This window comes from Flavobacterium sp. (assembly GCF_027531705.1).
GTDB lineage: Bacteria > Bacteroidota > Bacteroidia > Flavobacteriales > Flavobacteriaceae > Flavobacterium.
In genome coordinates this window covers 1-17,455 of the sequence record NZ_JAPZSP010000008.1, presented here as the reverse complement: position 1 = coordinate 17,455, position 17,455 = coordinate 1, and the positions used below count along the sequence as shown (strand labels likewise).

The following is a 17,455-nucleotide window of genomic DNA, read 5'->3' as shown; positions in this document are numbered from 1 at the left end:
TTGCATCCAAAATGTTGACTTTTACTAAAAACCTAAATCTATGAAATATAAGATGTTTATTGTCGCTTTATTAATTAATACTTTGTTTTCTTGTAAGCAAAAAGAAGTTCAAATCATTGAAAAAGAGATAGTTAAAAAACAACCCGAATCAGTTTCTTATAAACTTGAAGATGCAAAAAGTTGGTTGAAAGAAAATACAAATGATAGCTTAAAAATAGAAATTCTAACAGCCATAAATCGAACTGATAAAGCTAATTTATCAAAACTTGATTCGATTGTAATTCCAAGTGATTTTAGTCATGATGTGCTATTTTATATGCCTTTTCCATTGGAAGTGGATTATCTTAAAGATGTATCTAAAATTTTGATTTTTTCCTATCCAACGCAAACTTTTGGAGCTTATGAAAACGGAATTCTTACCTATTCTGGTCCAACAAATATGGGCAGAAAAAAAGATAAAACACCTTTAGGATTATTTTTTACCAATTGGAAAGCCGAAAAAACAACAAGTACTTTTGATGACGAATGGGAATTAAAATGGAATTTCAATATCGAAAATAAACTAGGTGTTGGCTTCCATGAATACAGTTTACCTGGATTACCTGTTTCACATTCTTGTTTGCGATTGTTAGAAAAAGACGCCAAGTTTCTATACAATTGGGCAGATGAATGGATTCTTGAAAACAACAAAAAGGTACAAGTTAAAGGAACTCCAGTTTTAGTATTTGGAACTTATAAGTTTGACGAAACAAAACCTTGGTTGCAACTAATTAAAAATCCAAAGGCAATAGATATTTCAGAATCACAAATTAAAAATGAAATTGCACCATTTTTAAAATCAATTTTAGAACAACAAAAAATTAGAGAAGATTTTACAGAAACAGCAACTAAATAAATTTAATTTTCTAAACTCAAAAATGCTTTTCCTAAATATCTAATAATATCACTAGCAATAAACGCTTGATAACTCATTTCTGGCGCAGCAATATCGGCAGTTAATCCATGAAGGTAAACACCTAGAATTGCAGCATTTTTGGGTTCGTAATTTTGAGCTAGTAAACTCGTTATAATTCCTGATAAAACATCGCCGCTTCCTGCTGTTGCTAAGGCTTGGTTTCCAGTAGTGTTTTGGTAAATTTCAGAATCACTAATAATTAAAGTTGGTGCGCCTTTTACAACAATAATCAAATCATTTTCCAAAGAAAACTGGATGATTTTTTCCAACTTTTCTTCTTCTGTTTGCCAAGTACCAATTAGTCTTTCGAGTTCTTTTTTGTGTGGCGTTAGAATAGTTTTTGGCGGTAAAAGTGATAACCAATTTTTGTTTTTTGACAAAATATTTAATCCGTCAGCATCAACAAGTAAATCGGTTTTGTTATTGAGCAAAAAATTATAAAATGCCTTTTCGGTAACTACGTCTTGCCCTATTCCCATGCCTATTCCAATGGCTTTTGGTTCAAAATTATAAATGATATTTGAAAGCACCTTTTCATTTTCATCAGTCAAAACCATTGCTTCAGGAGTTGAGATTTGAACAATTTCATAACCACATTTTGGAATAAAAGCAGTAACCAATCCACAACCAGTTCTCAAAGCAGCTTTGCTTGACAAACATACAGAACCCATTTTGCTATAACTTCCACCAATCAAAAGTGCGTGCCCTTGAATTCCTTTGTGAGTGTCTTTTGCTATTGGTTTGTATAAGTTAAGAATGAATTCTCTGGTTACTTTAATCATTATCCTGATTGCTTTTATTGCTATAAATTTACTGCTAATTTATGAATTTTGATTCCCAAAAAGATTCTTTTATAGAATTAATTTATTTCTAAGTTTTCGATATATTTGTAATACTAAGTTTAAAAAAAATAAGATGAATCCAAAAGTTGATGACTTTTTAAGCAATGCAAAAAGATGGCAGGCAGAAATGGAAAAATTAAGATTAATTCTACTTGACTGTCAGCTAACAGAAGATTTTAAATGGAATTCGCCTTGCTATACTTTTAAACAAAAAAATATTGTCATAATAGGTGAATTCAAAGACTATTGTGTGCTTACTTTTTTTAAAGGAGTGTTATTAAGTGACACCAATAGTATTTTGGTCAAACCTGGAGAAAACTCTCAATCTGCTCGTTTTGCTAAATTTACCAATGTTAATCAAATTATTGAATTAGAAAGCGTCTTAAAAGCCTATATTTACGAAGCAATTGAAGTGGAAAAGGCTGGTTTGAAAGTAACTTTTGATAAAAATACTGAGCTCGAATTTCCTGAAGAACTTTTGACCAAATTTAGCCAAGATTTAGGATTCAAAACTGCTTTTGAAGCATTAACACCAGGAAGACAACGAGCTTACAATATGTTTTTTTCTGAACCAAAACAATCTTCAACAAAAGTAGCTAGAATTGAAAAATATATCCAACGAATTCTAAACGGAAAAGGAATAAATGATTGCGTCTGCGGATTATCAAAAAGGCTTCCTAACTGTGACGGCTCTCATAAAAATGGGAAATAAAAACATACATATTAACTACAATGCCCTAGCCCAGATAGGAACGGCATCCTTTTTCTTTTTTCTTTAAAAAGAAAAAGATAGAGTGGATAGCTGGAAATAGCTCCTAAAAAAAATCAATTTAAAATCTTCTACCCTAACCAAGTTTTAAAATCTCCTACTTTTTCACGGCTTACAATAACCTCATCCTCTTTGTAGGTTGGCAAAATTACTTTTAAACGTGAATTGCTATAAAGCTGAATTTCCTTAATAGCTTTCAAAGGAATAATGAATTTTCTTGAAACTCGGTAGAAATCTTCTGGATTGAGTTCGGTTTCTAGTTGCTCTAATGTGTTGTCTAGCAAGTAATCTCTATTGTCGAAAGTGTGTAAATAAGTGCCTTTGTTTTCGCTAAAAAAGCACTCAACCTCATCAATATTAATCATCTTAAGTTGTTGTCCCATTTTGATAGTAAATCGCTTTTTGTATTCTCTATCAATTGGATTGATCAACATTTTTTTGATCATTTCAAAATCTAATGAAGCAATAGAACTTTTTTGAAATTGATTTTTGAATTTAGAAATGGCCGTTTCCAAATCTTCTTCGTCAATTGGCTTTAGCAAATAATCTATACTATTTAGTTTAAAAGCTCGCAAAGCATATTCATCATAAGCAGTTGTGAAGATCACAGCACTTTTTATATCAATTGCTTCAAAAATTTCAAAAGACAAACCATCGGAAAGTTGAATATCAAGAAAAATCAAATCAGGATGTGGATTATTTTGAAACCAATTGATTGATTCTTCCACGGAATGAAGCATTTGATTGACTTGCAATCCTAATTTTTCAACCTTTCGTTGCAACAATCTTGCAGCTGGTTTTTCATCTTCGATTATTATTATGTTCATATGCTTATTTTGAAACGATTTTATATTTATTTGACCATTTAAATATTAATGGTATTAGAATTACTGTTGGTAAAAGCCAAGCTACAAATCCTGGCAAGATCGTATTATTTACCACTAAAAAGGCTGTAGCTGCGGCAATGTATGAACCAATCATTCGCTGAATGTGTATCAATAACCAAAAATTTTTTATTGAATTTTGACCTTTATAATTTTTGAAATCTTGATAAACCATTGAAATGCTGATAAATCCAAAAACTAATAATACGATTCCGAAATTATTACTTGAAAGCAAAATAAGGATTCCATATATTAAAAATCCGATTCCAAAAAGTAACATTAATGTACTTAAAATCCAATCGATTGTTTTGGCTTTTTCGCCTTTCAATATTTTTTTTAATGAAAGATATCGTTGACCTGTTGCTGCCATATAAATTGAGAAAATTCCAACGATAAACAAGAATGGATTACTGTGAATTAATGTCATCAATAAACCTGCAATTCCATTGATTACCATTCCGTAAAGAAAAAACAAACCAACATTTTTATGCAATTTATCCCCTTTTTTTCTAGCAATATTGATAGTTCCAGTAATTAAACCAATGCTTCCTGCTATAATGTGGATTACAAGCAAAATTTTAAAAATATATTCCAAATTTATCATTATTGCCATTTTTGTTGATTACTATTTTCTTTTTCCATCAATTCTTTAATTTTTTTATCTTCCCAATCTTTTCCTAGAAATAAATTTGGACCAAAAACTGAAAGTGCATGCGATAAAAGTCCAATTCCCCAAAAGAAAGCAGTAAAGAAATTTTCTATCTGAAAATAACTGTCTTCTTTATCAAGATTTTGAATATTTACAATAATAATCATTATATTTATTACTACATAAACTATTAAATGAGTATAAAAACCTTTAACTTTTTTTACTCTTTTAAGTGCATTTTCATATTGAATTTGTTCTTGTGATGTCATGATTACTCGTATTTTTTTGATCTATTTTTTTCTTCATCCATAAATTGCTGCAATTTTTTTTCTTCCCAATTTTTACTCAAAAAAGGAAACCAATTAAAGACTTTTACCGCATGAAAAAACAATCCTAAACCCCAACCCAGTAATGGCCAAAAAAACCAAATATGACTAGGCGAATATTTTATATTAATACCCGCTAAAACTAGCATAACCAACACATAAGAAAGCAGGTGCGAATAAAATCCTTTGATTTCTTCTACTTGTTTTTTTGCTTTTTGATAGTTTTCAAAATCTTGATTTGAGTCCATAATTAGTTCCATTTGTTGTTGGTGTTTTTTTGTTTGTCTAATATTTCTTGTATTTTCTTTTCTTCCCAAGTTTTTCCATATCCAAAAGTTTCAAAAGCATGAAAAGTCAAACCCAAACCCCAACCCAACATTGGAAACCAAAACCATTGAAATCCGTTGCTATTTGTAGTTAAATTAATGAATATTAAAATTGGTATTACTGTGCAATAAGAAGCTAAATTTCCGTAAAAACCTTTTAGTTTCTCTACACGTTCTTTAGCTCTTAAATAAGATGTGTTTTCGTTAAATGTATTTGATGTTTCCATGATACTAATTTGTTTTGTTAAAATTGGAAGGTACACTGCAAATGTTTCTTCATTTTCGTCTATCAACACTTTTCGTTCTGAAAGAATGGCGTAACGACTTACTATATTTTGCAATCCGACACCTTTTCGGTCTTGTAATACTTCCTTCTTTTGTAGATTATTTTCCACAACTAGGAAATTATCTTTTATATAAATTTTGATATTCAGTGGTTTATTTTCACTTACCACATTATGTTTTATTGTATTTTCTAATAACAATTGCAATGACAACGGAACCACTTTAGCTTCAGGATTGTCAAAACCTGTTGGAATCTCGTATGTAATACTATTTTCAAAACGCATTTTGAGCAAGTTCATATACGTTTTTGCGAAAGCTAATTCCTCTGCTACGGTTACCAATTCTTTGTCTTTTTGTTCTAAAACATACCGATAGATTTTGGATAGCGAAGTTGTAAACTGTTGAGCATTATCTGGATTTTCCTCTATCAATGAACTTAACACATTTAGACTATTAAAAAGAAAATGTGGATCAATTTGATTTTTTAAACTTTCAAATTTAGCGTTAGCCGTTCCAGCAATTATTTTTTGTTCTTTAACTCTATTTTCGTTGTAAGCTTTGTAAAAATAAAAAGTATGAATACCCAACAGGACAACAATTGCTATAACAGAAGAAACAATATAATTTGCTGCTCTTTCGTTTTGAATAAAATATTCAAAAGTTCTTTTTTCAATTATTACATCTTCAAAAATTCGCAATAAGAAAATTACAAATAATGTAAGGAAAAAAGATAACACAAAGCCTATTATCAAACGTTTAGGTGAAAATCGGTTTTCTCCAAAAAAAGCATCTAGTTTGATAAATAAAATTGCGTTTACCAAATACAACGACATACTATAAACAATGGAATAAAAGAATCGCATTCCGATAGAATATCCTAACTCACTTGGATTGTCAAATTTTATACCACCAATTAGAAACTCAATAAACAATAAAACTAAAAAAATTATAAAACTTATTAGTAATGCTTTTGGTATTTCTTTTATTAGTTTTTGTGTCATTTTTACTTTATTTTCTATTCAAATGATTTGCTAAATAGCCCCGATGCTAGGGAAAAACCTCGCTTCTTTAGCGAGTTTTGGAAAGGCAGCGGGAATTACCATTACTGAAAACTCCCGAACCATTCGCTTCTAATTATTTACCACAGTTTTTCATTGTTTCTTGCGCTCTATCAAATCCCCAAGTTGGATGAAATGGTGTTTCTGGTTTAAAGTTAGTAAAAAGTTCGATTGAATGTTCTACATCTTTACAAAGTGCTTTTACATCGGCTCCTGTCCATTTAGCACCACCAATTTCATATTCTGCTTTACCAAAAACGGCTCTAGGATTTTTTGGATCGATAGCTATTGCTTTTCCGTACAATTCCATGATTGTTCCAGATAATTTCATTCCGTTGGTCATTGGGTCATAGGCTACCCAAGCAGTGTGAAGCAAGGCTTGCATAACCATAAGCTCAGCATTGTTTGGCTCTTTTACCAGTTCAACATCTAAAGCATCTTGCGCTTTGGTAAGTAAAGCAGTAACTTTTTCTCTGTTTGCCGGATTGAAAGCTTCGGTTGTGTTAACTAAAGCTACGTAATAATTTGGCAACCAACTGTTTTTTTCTGCCGAAGCAATTCTTTCAAACATTGCAGTTGCTTCTGCCGATTTTCCTTCTTTCCATAACCCAAAGGCTTTGCCCATTCCTTGTTCAAATTGTTGTGCATTTGCAGTTACTACTGTTGCAAGAAAAAATACGAATGAAGTGATAATTTTTGTCATGATTTTTAATTTTTAAATTTAATGTTAAAATTGTTTTTTGATATTGATATTGAGTTTGTTATTGATATTGATTTTGTTTTGATTTCTGATGTAAAAATAGAATGCTTTTGATTGTTGTAAAACTTATTCTGACTGAACTGTCGTTTTTTGATGATGAATTGTTGATTAGACTAAATTTTTAGCAAAATCGTTTTGTCTTCTTTTACTATAAACTTTGCATCTTTGTATTTAGGTGGTCCCATAAAACCTTTTGCTCCATTTGAACTAGCATACTCTTCTTTGGGAATTCCCATAAAATTAGAATCCATTTTTCCATTATTGTTTTCATCATGAAAAATGCTAACTGCATATTCTCCTTTTGGTAAATTTGCAAAAGTTACAGTCGCTTTTTTATCTTTTATAAGAACAACATTTCCTTTGAATGTTTTTTTCAGAAAATCTTTTTCCGAATTATAAAGTCCAATCATAACTTGTCCTTTGTTATTTTTTAATCCAGTAACTTCTACTTTAATATTTACTTGAGCAGATACAAATGCACTAACTGCTATAAACGAAGCTAAAATTATATTTTTCATATCTTATTAATTTAATTACTATTTACTATTCACTAATCACTCTACAAATTATTCAACTGGTTGTCTTTTTTATTATCACTTATAGTCCAGAAAAAACCAACAAAGAAAAACTGATTGGCTGCTGGTATTATTTCTCTTCTGTTATAAACTCCATTCACAGGATTGTTTGCATATTCATAACCAAAAACATTTTGAGTATTCAAGACATTTGATACCGATAAATACAAAATCTTTTGTGTTGTAATTAAATACGCCCAACTCATGCTTAAAGTATTGTAAGCTTTTGTTTTTCCGTTCATAAAAGCGGTTTCATTAGGATTATTATATGGTCGTCCAGAAGCAATACTTTGTGTAATACTCAATTGTGATTTCCATTTGTCTATCCAATATTTTCCAACTAATGAAAGCGAATGATCGGCAACAAAATTGGGTGTAACTTTATCTGTAAAATTTTTATAATCTCTTTCAGTATCGATATACGAATATGAAACCCAATATTCTAAATTCTTGAATGTTTTTCCGTCACGCCAAAAAACGTCTAATCCTTTTGCAAAACCGTCACCATTATTATTGTAACTGCTATCAAATTGTGCAAAATTGCCATTATACTTTACCAAATCTGAATACTCTTTTAAATAAATTTCTGAGCGAAAAGTTCTTCTTTCTCTGCTGTATTGGTAATTCAAAATATAATGTGCCGCTTTTTCACTTGTTAAATAATCGGCATATTTCAAATACTCTTGTCTAGGTGCTTGTGTAAAACTTCCGTAAGCAAGTGAAAACTGTGAAAACTTACCCGATTTGTATGCCAGTGAAGCTCTAGGTGAAACAGCCGTTTCTTTTAAATAATCGTTATTAGAGGCTCTAAAACCAACTTTAGCCGCTAGTTTTTTGGAAAAGAAAATATCTGTTTCGGCATAAATAGCACCAATATTTGCATCGTAACCAGAATCAAATATTGCATTAAAATTTTCGTCAAATTGGGTAATGAAATAATCAGCTCCAAAAGTCAACTTAATTCTGTCTGAAAATGATTTTTTAAGTTTCAATTTCAAGTGTGAAGCTGTTTCATCATTGTTGATTAAGTTGGATGCTAAATTAACTTTGTTTTTACTGTAACCCAAACTCAAGCCAGTAGTCAATTGCCAACCTTCTCCAAAATTTCCTTTGTACGACGAATTCAAATAGAAATTATTGTTATTCAAATCTACACGTGTTTTATAGGGTTCGTTTATAGTTTCTTGTGTGATATCAAAATCTGATGCATCAAAAGCTGCATACATTTTGAACATTCCGTTGGCAAAACTATGACGGTAAACGGCTTCACCAGAAAGCGATTGAAATGGTCTGTTCCATTCGATATTTTGAGGTACAACTAATTGATATGGTGCTAAGTTGATATAAGCCGTATTAACACTCAACGAATTTTTGCCCCAAACTTGTGTATTTGCCAATCCTAAACCAACTGTCATAAGCGAAATATCTGTTTTTTCTTGAGTTTCTTCTTCTTTAGTGTTTAACAACAATACACTTGATAAAGCTTCGCCATATTCGGCTGAATAACCACCAGTAGAAAATGACATACCACTAAAAAGAAACGGCGAAAATCGTCCGCGAGTTGGTAAGTTTTGTGTTGTTGCTCCATAAGGTTGTGCTACTCTAATTCCATCAACAAAAGTTTGAGTTTCATCTGCTTCGCCACCACGAACAAAAAGTCGTCCATCCTCGCCTACTGTATTTACTCCTGGTAATGTTTGCAGAGCTGCAACAATATCACCATTAGAACCAGCCGTTGTAACAATGTCGAGCGGTTTCAATACGGAAACTCGTGCTTTCTCGCCTGCATCAAAAGTTCCTGCAGTAATAATTACGGCATCAAGTGAATTGACACTTTCTCTCAGTTTGATTGTTTTTTCTTTAAAATCTTCGGCAACAATTGGCATTTTTAAAGTTTCGAATGTTAAGTAACTTGCCACTAACACTTGATTACCTTTTGCATCGGTAGTAAAACTGAATTGTCCTTTTTCGTTAGAAGTTGCTCCATCATAAGTTCCTTCTATAAAAATGTTAGCACCTTCAATTGGTTTGTTTTTGTTGTCTAAAACAGTTCCTGAAATAATAGATTGTGAAAATCCTGAAATACTTACTAATACTAAAGCGATTAGTAGTAACCACTGATTGTTTGTTGATTGTTGATTTGTTGATTGCATTGTTGTTTTGTTTTGTTTTGTTTTGATGAAGCAAAGTTGCAGCAAAAAACAAATCTATGAAACTTATGTTTACCGAATTGTAGAATTTTAAGGATGAATTGTATATTTGAATAAAATTTTAAAAAACATGAAACTAAAACTTATTATCCTTGCCACCTTATTTACTTTTAGTCTAAGCTTTGCACAAGAAAATACAGAATATGATGAAAGTCTTGCCTCTGAACTAGGTGCTGACCAATATGGAATGAAAGCGTATGTATTTTGTATCCTAAAAACAGGTTCTAACACAACAGCAACACCCGAAGAAAAACAAAAACTTTTTGATGGCCATATGCTAAATATGAAAAAACTTGCCGATGAAAATAAAATGATAGTAGCTGGTCCGTTTAGAAAAAACGACAGAAATTATAGAGGCATTTTCATTTTTAATTGTACCACAATAGAAGAAGCCGAAATTTTGGTTAACTCAGATCCTGCTGTAAAAGCCAAAATGTTTGAAGCCGAACTAACACCTTGGTACGGTAGTGCCACATTGGGCAAAGTAAAAGAATTGCACAAAAAAATCGTCAAAACAAAAATGTAATTCAAATAATTGGTGACCGAAATAAAGATTTATTTGTGAAAATTCGTGGAATTCGAGTAAATCTTTCTTTGCCATTACTACACAAAAAATCTTATCAACAATCTGAAATCTGAAATCTGAAATCTGAAATTTAGTTTTACCTTTGGCATTCGAAAAAAATAAAGATTATGATTTATAAATTTAGAGTAATTCTCGATGCCGAAGAGGATGTTTTCAGAGATATTGCCATACAAGAAGACGCTACTTTAGAGGATTTACACAATGCCATTGTAAACGGTTTTGGATTTGACGGACTAGAAGTAGCTTCGTTTTATACATGTGACGATACATGGAATCAAGAAGATGAAATTCCGATGTTTGATGCTGGTGATGTTCCGGGTGAAAACCGTATTATGAGCGATTACCAATTATCTGATATTCTGGACGAGGAAAATACCAAAATTATTTATGTGTACGACTTTATCAATATGTGGACATTCCTAGTAGAATTGGCTGCAGTTGAAGAAGTTCAAGCTGGTGTTACTTATCCAGATTTGTTATTCTCACACGGCGAAATGCCAGCAGAAGCAATGGAAAAACACTTTATTGCAGAAGATGATGAAGAAGCTTATAACGAATTTGAAGACGACCTAGACGAAGATGATTTAGATGCTTTTGGAACTGATGACAGCTTTGAAGATTACGGATTTGAGGAGAACTGGAATTAAGAAAAGTTTAAATTTGTTTAATTTTGTTTAAAATTGTTTAAAGTTGTTTTATGGCTACTGTGAAAAAGTTTGAAGATTTAGAAATTTGGATAGAAGCAAGAAGACTTTCAAAAGAAATAATTTTAATTAGTAAAACAACTGATTTAAGAAACGATTTTAAACTTAAAGACCAAATTAAAGATTCATCTGGTTCAATAATGGACAATATTGCCGAAGGATTTGAAAGAAATGGAAATGGAGAGTTTCGTCAATTTTTATCTGTTGCCAAAGGTTCCGCTGGTGAATCAAGATCACAGTTGTACCGGGTTTTTGATAATGAGTATATTGACGAACAAAAGTTAACCGTTTTAGTTTCTGATTACGAAAAATTAAGCATCAAAATACACAATTTTATAACCTATTTAAACAAAAAAGATTACAAAGGGACAAAGTTTATAGACTCCTAAAAAAACAAAATTAAACAACCTTAAACGTTTAAACAACTTTAAACTTTTAAACAATTTAAACTTTTAAACCCTTAAACAAATAAAAAAATGATCAACCTATATAACACACACATCGACAGCTTATCTATTCACAGAGTTGGAAATAAAAGCCGTAACGAAGCTATCTTTTTATCGGAAAACACTTTTGCTATCAACGACGAAATTACTCCGTTATTGAAAGAGTTTTTCTTGAAACCTTTTCGTGATAAAGAAGAAAACTATTATCAGTTTGCACACGAAATTGACTTAGATTACAACGAAATGTATAATTTTTCGGCAGAAGTTTTTGCTAATCCTTCAAATATTCATGACGTTTCTAAAAAGATTACGCAACATTTGTTTGAGCAATCCAATCATCCGCACATTAAGAATGGTGAAGTTTATGTTACCTATTTAACCAATATCAACATCGACAATAATGTGGTGGATGCTATTGGAATTTTTAAAAGTGAAATTCAAAGCGACTTTTTAAAGTTTGAAGAAAAAGGTTCTAACCTCGAAATGCATTTGCAACACGGAATTAACCTTAACAAACTAGATAAAGGTTGTCTTATCTTTAACTACAAACAAGAAGAAGGATACAAAATCCTAACGGTTGATAGCAATCGCTACGATGCGCGTTATTGGTTAGAGCATTTCTTGAGTGTAGATGCTTTTGAAGACGAAAACTTTATTACCAAAAAGTATTTAAAATTCTGTCAAGGATTTGCCAAAGATGTTGTTTTGCCAGCAGAAGATAAAAAAGAAGAAGTAATGTTCATGAACCGTTCTGTGAATTATTTTGCCAAAAACGATGCGTTTGAAGAAACCAATTTTATGAACGAAGTAATAGACAATCCCGATTTGATTTCGGAATTCAAAAACTACAAGGTTGATAAAGGCGAAAAATACTCAATCGAAGATATTACCTCATTCCCTATTGCCAATGCCGCGGTAAGTGATGCCCGAAAATCGATAAAAAACGTCATCAACTTGGATACCAATATTCAGATAAAACTAGATTTCATCAACCCAGAAAGCGCCGAGAAATATGTAGAAAAAGGCTGGGACGAAGAAAAACAAATGTATTACTACTTGGTTTACTTTAATAAGGAACAGAAGTCTTAGTTTGATTTGGAAGTTGGAAGTTGGAAGAAAGTAGTTTGTAGATAGCTGAAAGCAGATTTGTAACCCAACATCTACTTTCCTTATCGTCACTTCGAGTGATTTTGTGGAACGCAGTGGAGCAAAATTGTATCGAGAACCTATGAAAAACTGATGCAATAACGGTTTACCAAAACATTTGGAATTTGTTTTTTGTTATTTGGAATTTTAAACCATATAATGTTAATAATTAAATCCTTACTTGAACTTTTTCAAGTAAGGATTTTTTTATATTTGTAGGATATGTATTAAGTGAGTTTGGTTTGTGATTTAAAATATAGGCTCGTTTAATAGACAAAATTCTAAATCAAAAATATGCAAAATTCTAAATCAAAAAGAGGATTAAATTATTCCATTCTTGCAATAGTTATTTTTGTGGTTGCTATAATTTTTCAAGTTATGATTTCTGGAATGAATGCTGAATTTTGGAGTTTACTGATTGGAGTTTTCATACTAATCTCTTTCGGATTGGCTATAATTGGCGCTGTATATACCATAGCAGGTTTAAAAGAAGGAGCTTCGATAGAACAAATTATTGGATTAACTATAAGCAGTGTTTTTCTATTTATTATTAGTTATTTTTTAATTGAGATTTATAAACGCTATTAGTTCAAAATATAAATCACTAGCTATCGTGAACACCTTGCCAGTAAAGTAAAATTAAAAACAATGCATGAAATTCTTAAATAGAATACGAGAAAAATACAATCTTCAAGAAGTTTTTGAATATGAAATTAAAGCTAATAAAGAAGCTTTCATAGAGAAATTCAACTATTTAATCAAACATGATACTTCTTATAGAGTCTTTTCTGCTTTAGATCTTTTTGTTGCAAGTCATAAAAAATACATCGGGAAAATTGACCAAAACAAAATAAAATTTAGACAAAAATTTCAAGTTTCAAATTTTACAATAAGCACCTACTTAGCAGAAATAGAAATAAACGAAGTTGGTTCAAATCTTAAAATTAAAACTTTTATTATTGCACCAGAAACATTTTCTTTTATTCTAAGAATTATTTTTTTATCAATACTTTCAGTGATTGGAATAACAATACTTATTGAATCAATACTAAATCAATATTTTCAAACTATATTTTTTATACTTTTTATATTTATTGCCTTTGTTTTCTTGCCATATAGGGTTTCAATTTCAAAAAAAAAAAGAGTGAAAAATGAACTAATTACTATTTTTAATGAAATTGAAACAGGTAAGTAATAATTCTAAAACAAAATCCCCAGCTAGCGCGAGCATCTTGCTCGTGTCAGTAACAAAATAAACATTTTAAGAATCAACATCTAAAAAGAAACCGAAACCCTACTCTTCTTCCTCACTAGCATTGCTCTGCGAATAACCGCGCCATTTTTCGATACAATCTTGCATATCTTGAGGAAGTTCGGTGTCAAATCGCATCATTTCGCCAGTTGTAGGATGCATAAATCCTAGTGTTTTGGCATGAAGTGCTTGTCGTGGCAATATCTTGAAACAGTTATCAATAAACTGCTTGTATTTGGTAAAAGTAGTTCCTTTCAGAATCAAATCGCCGCCATAACGCGCATCGTTGAATAAAGTATGTCCTATGTGTTTCATGTGCACACGAATTTGGTGCGTTCTTCCAGTTTCCAAAATGCACGAAACCAGCGTAACATATCCAAAACGCTCTAAAACTTTATAATGAGTAATTGCCGGTTTTCCTATTTCTGGATCAGCAAAAACAGCCATTTGCATGCGGTCTTTTACGTGGCGTGCAATGTTGCCTTCTATTGTGCCTTCATCTTCTTTTACATTTCCCCAAACAAGTGCAATGTATTCTCTTTCAGAAGTTTTGGCTTCAAATTGTTTGGCAAGATGCGTCATAGCCGCTTCGGTTTTGGCAATAACCAACAATCCAGAAGTGTCTTTATCGATACGATGCACCAATCCTGGTCGTTCGGAACTATTCATCGGCAGGTTTTCAAAATGAAATGCCAATGCGTTCACCAATGTACCTGTATAATTTCCGTGACCTGGATGCACTACAAAGTCTGGCGGTTTGTTGATAAGCAACAGCGCATCGTCTTCATAAACAATATCTAGCGGAATATCTTCGGGATCAACACGGTTTTCAAATGGTGGATGCGACAACAAAATACGAATTACATCCAAAGGTTTTACCTTATAATTCGATTTTACTGGAATATCATTTACATAAATATCGCCATTAGTAGCTGCCGTTTGTATCTTATTACGAGTAGCATTCGGAATCAAATTCATCAAATACTTGTCTATTCGCAACAAGGCTTGACCATTGGGCACATCAAATCGGTAGTGTTCGAATAATTCGTCTTCTACAATTTCGTCAATCTGATTATTGTCCATCGGTTGGTGGTGTTTCTGTTTGAGGTTCTTCAACAGGCGTTTCGGTAGAAGTTGCCGTTGTATCTTGCTCCATTTCTTCAAATTGTACTTTTCCGTCACCTAAAACCAAATCGATTTTGGATGATTTAAAGACTTTCGTTCCCGGATTTAGTTTTTTTCCGTTGTAACGCATTTCAAGAACCATGTCTTTCCCCATATCTGGTTTATAGGTGATTTCGCCTTCTTCTAAACCAAGAGAACGCAACGTTGGAACCGCTTGACGATAGGTTTTTTGAACTAAATTAGGCACTGTCACCATTTTAAATCCAGAAGAATTAATTTTGATATATACTTTTCTATCTTCTTTTACTTTTGCGCCAGGCAAAGGATCTTGCTCTACAACTGTGTGTTTAGGGAAATCTTTATTGTAATCAACACTGTCTAACAAAACGTAATCTAAATCTAAATCATCTAGTTTTTCTTCGACTTGTTCTTCGGTTAATTTTGCCAAATTAGGAACCGTAATTTCCTCACCATGATTGGTAGTAAAAGTTAACCAATGAAAAAACAAATAGGAAATAACGCAGACAATTACTATTGCTGCTAACATTTGCATAAAAAATACTCTACTCGTAAAATAATTTCGTAAACTCATAAAAAATATATTTATCGCAAAGATATAATTTTTAGTTTCAACAATTGTGCTATTTTTGTATAGTAATTAAATAAAAAAATACAATGAATGTAGCTGTTGTAATGGGTGGATACTCTGACGAATCGGTAATTTCGCTTAGAAGTGGTCAACTTATTTTAAATCATATTGATAAAAACAAGTACAAACCCTTTGAAGTTCACATACTAAATGAAGGTTGGTATTGCTTGATTGACCAACAAAAATATCCAATTAATAAGGCTGATTTTACTTTTACAAAAGACAATCAAACGATACAATTTGATGTTGCCGTAAATACCATTCACGGCACACCAGGCGAAGATGGACACATGCAAGCGTATTGGGAATTACTTGAATTGCCATACACTGGTTGCAGTTTTTACCAATCGAGTTTGACATTTAACAAGCGTGATACACTTTCGGTTTTATCAAAATTCAATATTCCGAAAGCTAATTCTATTTATTTATCTAAAGGAAATGAAATTGATGGCGATAAAATCGTGAAAGAATTAGGATTGCCTTTTTTTGTAAAACCCAATCAATCTGGAAGTTCACTAGGTGTTTCGAGAGTAAACTCGTTAGATGATTTGCCAAAAGCCTTAGAATTTGCCTTTGCAGAAGACAACGATATTTTGATAGAATCCTATCTAAAAGGAAGAGAAGTTTCGGTTGGTGTAATCAAATACAATGGAGCAACCAAAGTAATGGGCATAACTGAAATTATTTCGCAAAACGAATTCTTTGATTATGAAGCTAAATATTTAGGAAAATCGGAAGAAGTAACGCCAGCCGATTTAACCGAAGAAATCAAAACTAGAGTTGAAGAAACCGCCAAAAAAGTATATGAATCACTAGGAATGTCAGGTTTTTCGAGAACTGATTTTATTATTATGAATGACATTCCGCATTTTATCGAAATCAATACCAATCCGGGATTATCGCCGCAAAGTATTTTTCCGCAACAAGCTGACTATTCAAAAATGCCAATGAGCGATTTGTTGGATAACGAAATTAAATTAGCTTTGGAAAGAAAACCTATTTGGAAGAAATAAAAATGGTTGAAGTACATTTGCAAGTTAATGATAAATTGCTCCAAACTGGAAAGTTAAATCAATTCAGTTGTCCAAAATGTAAAGAAAAAGGAAATTTAGAATATCGAATTTATGGAGGAATAGTTAGTTTTCTTTTGATTCCAATGTTACCTAAAAGAAAAATTACTAAACTATTTTGTAATAATTGCCATATAGAATTTGGCTTGAATAAGTCTAGTCTAGATATTAAACAAGCTATAAATTATGAAAAAGAGAAAAGACCTATTAATACACCATTATGGCAGTTTACTGTTTTTTTTGTTTTAATTTCCATTGTATCATTTGCCATTTATACAGGATTTGAAATGACAAAGTTGGAAAAAGTTTATATTAGAAACCCTGAAAAGAACGATATTTATAAAGCTAACTTTAATGGCGAATACACAACTTTAAAAGTTGAAAATGTAAAAAAAGATAGTGTTATTGTGTTATTAAACAAATATAAATTGACAAGTTATAAAGGTTTAGAGGAAATTAATATTGAAAAAAATTATAACACTCCAAAAACATTTTCTAAAAAGGAGTTATCAAATATGTACAACAATAACACAATATACGAAATAAATAGAGACTAATGAAAAAAGCTATATTTCCAGGTTCATTTGACCCAATAACTAACGGTCATTATGACATTATCAAAAGAGGCATTTCACTATTTGATGAAGTGATTGTTGCTATTGGAATCAATGCCGAAAAAAAATACATGTTTTCGCTTGAAGACAGAAAACGCTTTATCGAAGAAGCTTTTAAAGATGAGCCAAAAGTAAAAGTTATCACTTACGAAGGTTTGACTATTGATTTATGCAAAAAAGAAAAAGCAGAGTTCATCTTGCGTGGCTTAAGAAATCCTGCCGAT

General features: G+C 31.5%; 22 protein-coding genes. 11 read left to right on the top strand and 11 right to left on the bottom strand.

The window, feature by feature from the left end:
* Nucleotides 1-40: 40 nt before the first annotated feature.
* Entirely contained in the window at nt 41-895 is an 855-nt protein-coding gene (locus tag O9267_RS03240; RefSeq protein WP_298175918.1) for a L,D-transpeptidase, read from the top strand.
* A 2-nt stretch (nt 896-897) separates the two neighbouring features.
* On the opposite strand, the gene O9267_RS03235 is transcribed toward O9267_RS03240, so the two are convergent.
* On the bottom strand, nt 898-1,737 hold the full coding sequence (locus O9267_RS03235; protein ID WP_298175916.1) for an NAD(P)H-hydrate dehydratase: 840 nt from the start codon (nt 1,735-1,737) through the stop codon (nt 898-900).
* Between the two features lie 133 nt (nt 1,738-1,870).
* Here O9267_RS03235 and O9267_RS03230 point away from each other — a divergent pair, with 133 nt between their 5' ends.
* Complete coding sequence (locus O9267_RS03230; protein ID WP_298175914.1) at nt 1,871-2,509, top strand: DUF1801 domain-containing protein; 639 nt, start codon at nt 1,871-1,873, stop codon at nt 2,507-2,509.
* Between the two features lie 128 nt (nt 2,510-2,637).
* Here O9267_RS03230 and O9267_RS03225 read toward each other — a convergent pair whose 3' ends face one another.
* The 8 genes from O9267_RS03225 to O9267_RS03190 form a co-directional block, all read right to left on the bottom strand.
* Nucleotides 2,638-3,393: a LytTR family DNA-binding domain-containing protein gene (locus O9267_RS03225; protein WP_298175912.1), complete on the bottom strand. Its 756-nt coding sequence runs from the start codon at nt 3,391-3,393 to the stop codon at nt 2,638-2,640.
* Nucleotides 3,394-3,397: 4 nt separating this feature from the next.
* A complete protein-coding gene (locus tag O9267_RS03220) occupies nt 3,398-4,063 on the bottom strand; it encodes a DUF2306 domain-containing protein (protein ID WP_298175910.1) in 666 nt (221 codons plus the stop codon).
* A complete protein-coding gene (locus O9267_RS03215) occupies nt 4,054-4,368 on the bottom strand; it encodes a 2TM domain-containing protein (protein ID WP_298175908.1) in 315 nt (104 codons plus the stop codon). Before O9267_RS03215 ends, O9267_RS03220 begins: the two co-directional genes overlap by 10 nt.
* Before the next feature lie 2 nt (nt 4,369-4,370).
* Complete coding sequence (locus O9267_RS03210) at nt 4,371-4,673, bottom strand: 2TM domain-containing protein (protein WP_298175906.1); 303 nt, start codon at nt 4,671-4,673, stop codon at nt 4,371-4,373.
* Between the two features lie 2 nt (nt 4,674-4,675).
* On the bottom strand, nt 4,676-6,037 hold the full coding sequence (locus O9267_RS03205) for a 2TM domain-containing protein (protein ID WP_298175904.1): 1,362 nt from the start codon (nt 6,035-6,037) through the stop codon (nt 4,676-4,678).
* A 133-nt stretch (nt 6,038-6,170) separates the two neighbouring features.
* The gene (locus O9267_RS03200) at nt 6,171-6,797 is read right to left on the bottom strand and encodes a hypothetical protein (protein ID WP_298175902.1); all 627 of its coding nucleotides are present in this window, start codon (nt 6,795-6,797) and stop codon (nt 6,171-6,173) included.
* Between the two features lie 170 nt (nt 6,798-6,967).
* Nucleotides 6,968-7,372 carry a DUF2141 domain-containing protein gene (locus O9267_RS03195; RefSeq protein WP_298175900.1) on the bottom strand — a complete coding sequence of 135 codons (405 nt, stop codon included), beginning with the start codon at nt 7,370-7,372 and terminating at the stop codon, nt 6,968-6,970.
* Between the two features lie 41 nt (nt 7,373-7,413).
* Nucleotides 7,414-9,582 carry a TonB-dependent receptor gene (locus O9267_RS03190; protein ID WP_298175898.1) on the bottom strand — a complete coding sequence of 723 codons (2,169 nt, stop codon included), beginning with the start codon at nt 9,580-9,582 and terminating at the stop codon, nt 7,414-7,416.
* 127 nt (nt 9,583-9,709) lie between these two features.
* Between O9267_RS03190 and O9267_RS03185 the strand changes: the two genes are divergently transcribed.
* The 6 genes from O9267_RS03185 (at nt 9,710) to O9267_RS03160 (ending at nt 13,716) form a co-directional block, all read left to right on the top strand.
* Nucleotides 9,710-10,165: a YciI family protein gene (locus O9267_RS03185; protein ID WP_298175896.1), complete on the top strand. Its 456-nt coding sequence runs from the start codon at nt 9,710-9,712 to the stop codon at nt 10,163-10,165.
* Nucleotides 10,166-10,332: 167 nt separating this feature from the next.
* Nucleotides 10,333-10,872: a hypothetical protein gene (locus O9267_RS03180; RefSeq protein ID WP_298175895.1), complete on the top strand. Its 540-nt coding sequence runs from the start codon at nt 10,333-10,335 to the stop codon at nt 10,870-10,872.
* A 50-nt stretch (nt 10,873-10,922) separates the two neighbouring features.
* On the top strand, nt 10,923-11,318 hold the full coding sequence (locus O9267_RS03175; RefSeq protein WP_298175894.1) for a four helix bundle protein: 396 nt from the start codon (nt 10,923-10,925) through the stop codon (nt 11,316-11,318).
* A gap of 87 nt (nt 11,319-11,405) precedes the next feature.
* Nucleotides 11,406-12,464: a nucleoid-associated protein gene (locus O9267_RS03170; RefSeq protein WP_298175892.1), complete on the top strand. Its 1,059-nt coding sequence runs from the start codon at nt 11,406-11,408 to the stop codon at nt 12,462-12,464.
* A gap of 351 nt (nt 12,465-12,815) precedes the next feature.
* Nucleotides 12,816-13,109, top strand: coding sequence for a hypothetical protein (locus tag O9267_RS03165; RefSeq protein ID WP_298175890.1), 294 nt, complete (start codon nt 12,816-12,818; stop codon nt 13,107-13,109).
* A 64-nt stretch (nt 13,110-13,173) separates the two neighbouring features.
* Nucleotides 13,174-13,716, top strand: coding sequence for a hypothetical protein (locus O9267_RS03160; RefSeq protein ID WP_298175887.1), 543 nt, complete (start codon nt 13,174-13,176; stop codon nt 13,714-13,716).
* Between the two features lie 99 nt (nt 13,717-13,815).
* Here the strand turns inward: O9267_RS03160 and O9267_RS03155 are convergent, their stop codons facing one another.
* Nucleotides 13,816-14,856 (bottom strand): RluA family pseudouridine synthase, encoded by a 1,041-nt coding sequence (locus tag O9267_RS03155; protein ID WP_298175885.1) that lies wholly within the window; start codon nt 14,854-14,856, stop codon nt 13,816-13,818.
* Nucleotides 14,846-15,490 (bottom strand): PASTA domain-containing protein, encoded by a 645-nt coding sequence (locus O9267_RS03150; protein WP_298175883.1) that lies wholly within the window; start codon nt 15,488-15,490, stop codon nt 14,846-14,848. Before O9267_RS03150 ends, O9267_RS03155 begins: the two co-directional genes overlap by 11 nt.
* Nucleotides 15,491-15,573: 83 nt before the next feature.
* On the opposite strand from O9267_RS03150, the gene O9267_RS03145 reads away from it, so the two are divergent.
* The 3 genes from O9267_RS03145 to coaD form a co-directional block, all read left to right on the top strand.
* Nucleotides 15,574-16,560 carry a D-alanine--D-alanine ligase gene (locus O9267_RS03145; RefSeq protein ID WP_298175881.1) on the top strand — a complete coding sequence of 329 codons (987 nt, stop codon included), beginning with the start codon at nt 15,574-15,576 and terminating at the stop codon, nt 16,558-16,560.
* 2 nt (nt 16,561-16,562) lie between these two features.
* Nucleotides 16,563-17,174, top strand: a complete 612-nt coding sequence (locus O9267_RS03140) for a hypothetical protein (protein WP_298175878.1) — start codon at nt 16,563-16,565, stop codon at nt 17,172-17,174.
* A partial coding sequence (coaD, locus tag O9267_RS03135; protein WP_298175876.1) for a pantetheine-phosphate adenylyltransferase occupies nt 17,174-17,455 on the top strand: 282 nt, incomplete at its 3' end. The genes O9267_RS03140 and coaD, both read left to right, overlap by 1 nt.

Coding starts and splice junctions, on each gene's coding strand:
- O9267_RS03150 (WP_298175883.1), bottom strand. CDS start 15,490: ATGAGTTTACGAAATTATTTTACGAGTAGAGTATTTTTTATGCAAATG.
- O9267_RS03155 (WP_298175885.1), bottom strand. CDS start 14,856: ATGGACAATAATCAGATTGACGAAATTGTAGAAGACGAATTATTCGAA.
- O9267_RS03180 (WP_298175895.1), top strand. CDS start 10,333: ATGATTTATAAATTTAGAGTAATTCTCGATGCCGAAGAGGATGTTTTC.
- O9267_RS03240 (WP_298175918.1), top strand. CDS start 41: ATGAAATATAAGATGTTTATTGTCGCTTTATTAATTAATACTTTGTTT.
- O9267_RS03170 (WP_298175892.1), top strand. CDS start 11,406: ATGATCAACCTATATAACACACACATCGACAGCTTATCTATTCACAGA.
- O9267_RS03235 (WP_298175916.1), bottom strand. CDS start 1,737: ATGATTAAAGTAACCAGAGAATTCATTCTTAACTTATACAAACCAATA.
- O9267_RS03165 (WP_298175890.1), top strand. CDS start 12,816: ATGCAAAATTCTAAATCAAAAAGAGGATTAAATTATTCCATTCTTGCA.
- O9267_RS03160 (WP_298175887.1), top strand. CDS start 13,174: ATGAAATTCTTAAATAGAATACGAGAAAAATACAATCTTCAAGAAGTT.
- O9267_RS03230 (WP_298175914.1), top strand. CDS start 1,871: ATGAATCCAAAAGTTGATGACTTTTTAAGCAATGCAAAAAGATGGCAG.
- O9267_RS03185 (WP_298175896.1), top strand. CDS start 9,710: ATGAAACTAAAACTTATTATCCTTGCCACCTTATTTACTTTTAGTCTA.
- O9267_RS03215 (WP_298175908.1), bottom strand. CDS start 4,368: ATGACATCACAAGAACAAATTCAATATGAAAATGCACTTAAAAGAGTA.
- O9267_RS03140 (WP_298175878.1), top strand. CDS start 16,563: ATGGTTGAAGTACATTTGCAAGTTAATGATAAATTGCTCCAAACTGGA.
- O9267_RS03190 (WP_298175898.1), bottom strand. CDS start 9,582: ATGCAATCAACAAATCAACAATCAACAAACAATCAGTGGTTACTACTA.
- O9267_RS03225 (WP_298175912.1), bottom strand. CDS start 3,393: ATGAACATAATAATAATCGAAGATGAAAAACCAGCTGCAAGATTGTTG.
- O9267_RS03210 (WP_298175906.1), bottom strand. CDS start 4,673: ATGGACTCAAATCAAGATTTTGAAAACTATCAAAAAGCAAAAAAACAA.
- O9267_RS03145 (WP_298175881.1), top strand. CDS start 15,574: ATGAATGTAGCTGTTGTAATGGGTGGATACTCTGACGAATCGGTAATT.
- O9267_RS03200 (WP_298175902.1), bottom strand. CDS start 6,797: ATGACAAAAATTATCACTTCATTCGTATTTTTTCTTGCAACAGTAGTA.
- O9267_RS03195 (WP_298175900.1), bottom strand. CDS start 7,372: ATGAAAAATATAATTTTAGCTTCGTTTATAGCAGTTAGTGCATTTGTA.
- O9267_RS03175 (WP_298175894.1), top strand. CDS start 10,923: ATGGCTACTGTGAAAAAGTTTGAAGATTTAGAAATTTGGATAGAAGCA.
- O9267_RS03205 (WP_298175904.1), bottom strand. CDS start 6,037: ATGACACAAAAACTAATAAAAGAAATACCAAAAGCATTACTAATAAGT.
- O9267_RS03220 (WP_298175910.1), bottom strand. CDS start 4,063: ATGGCAATAATGATAAATTTGGAATATATTTTTAAAATTTTGCTTGTA.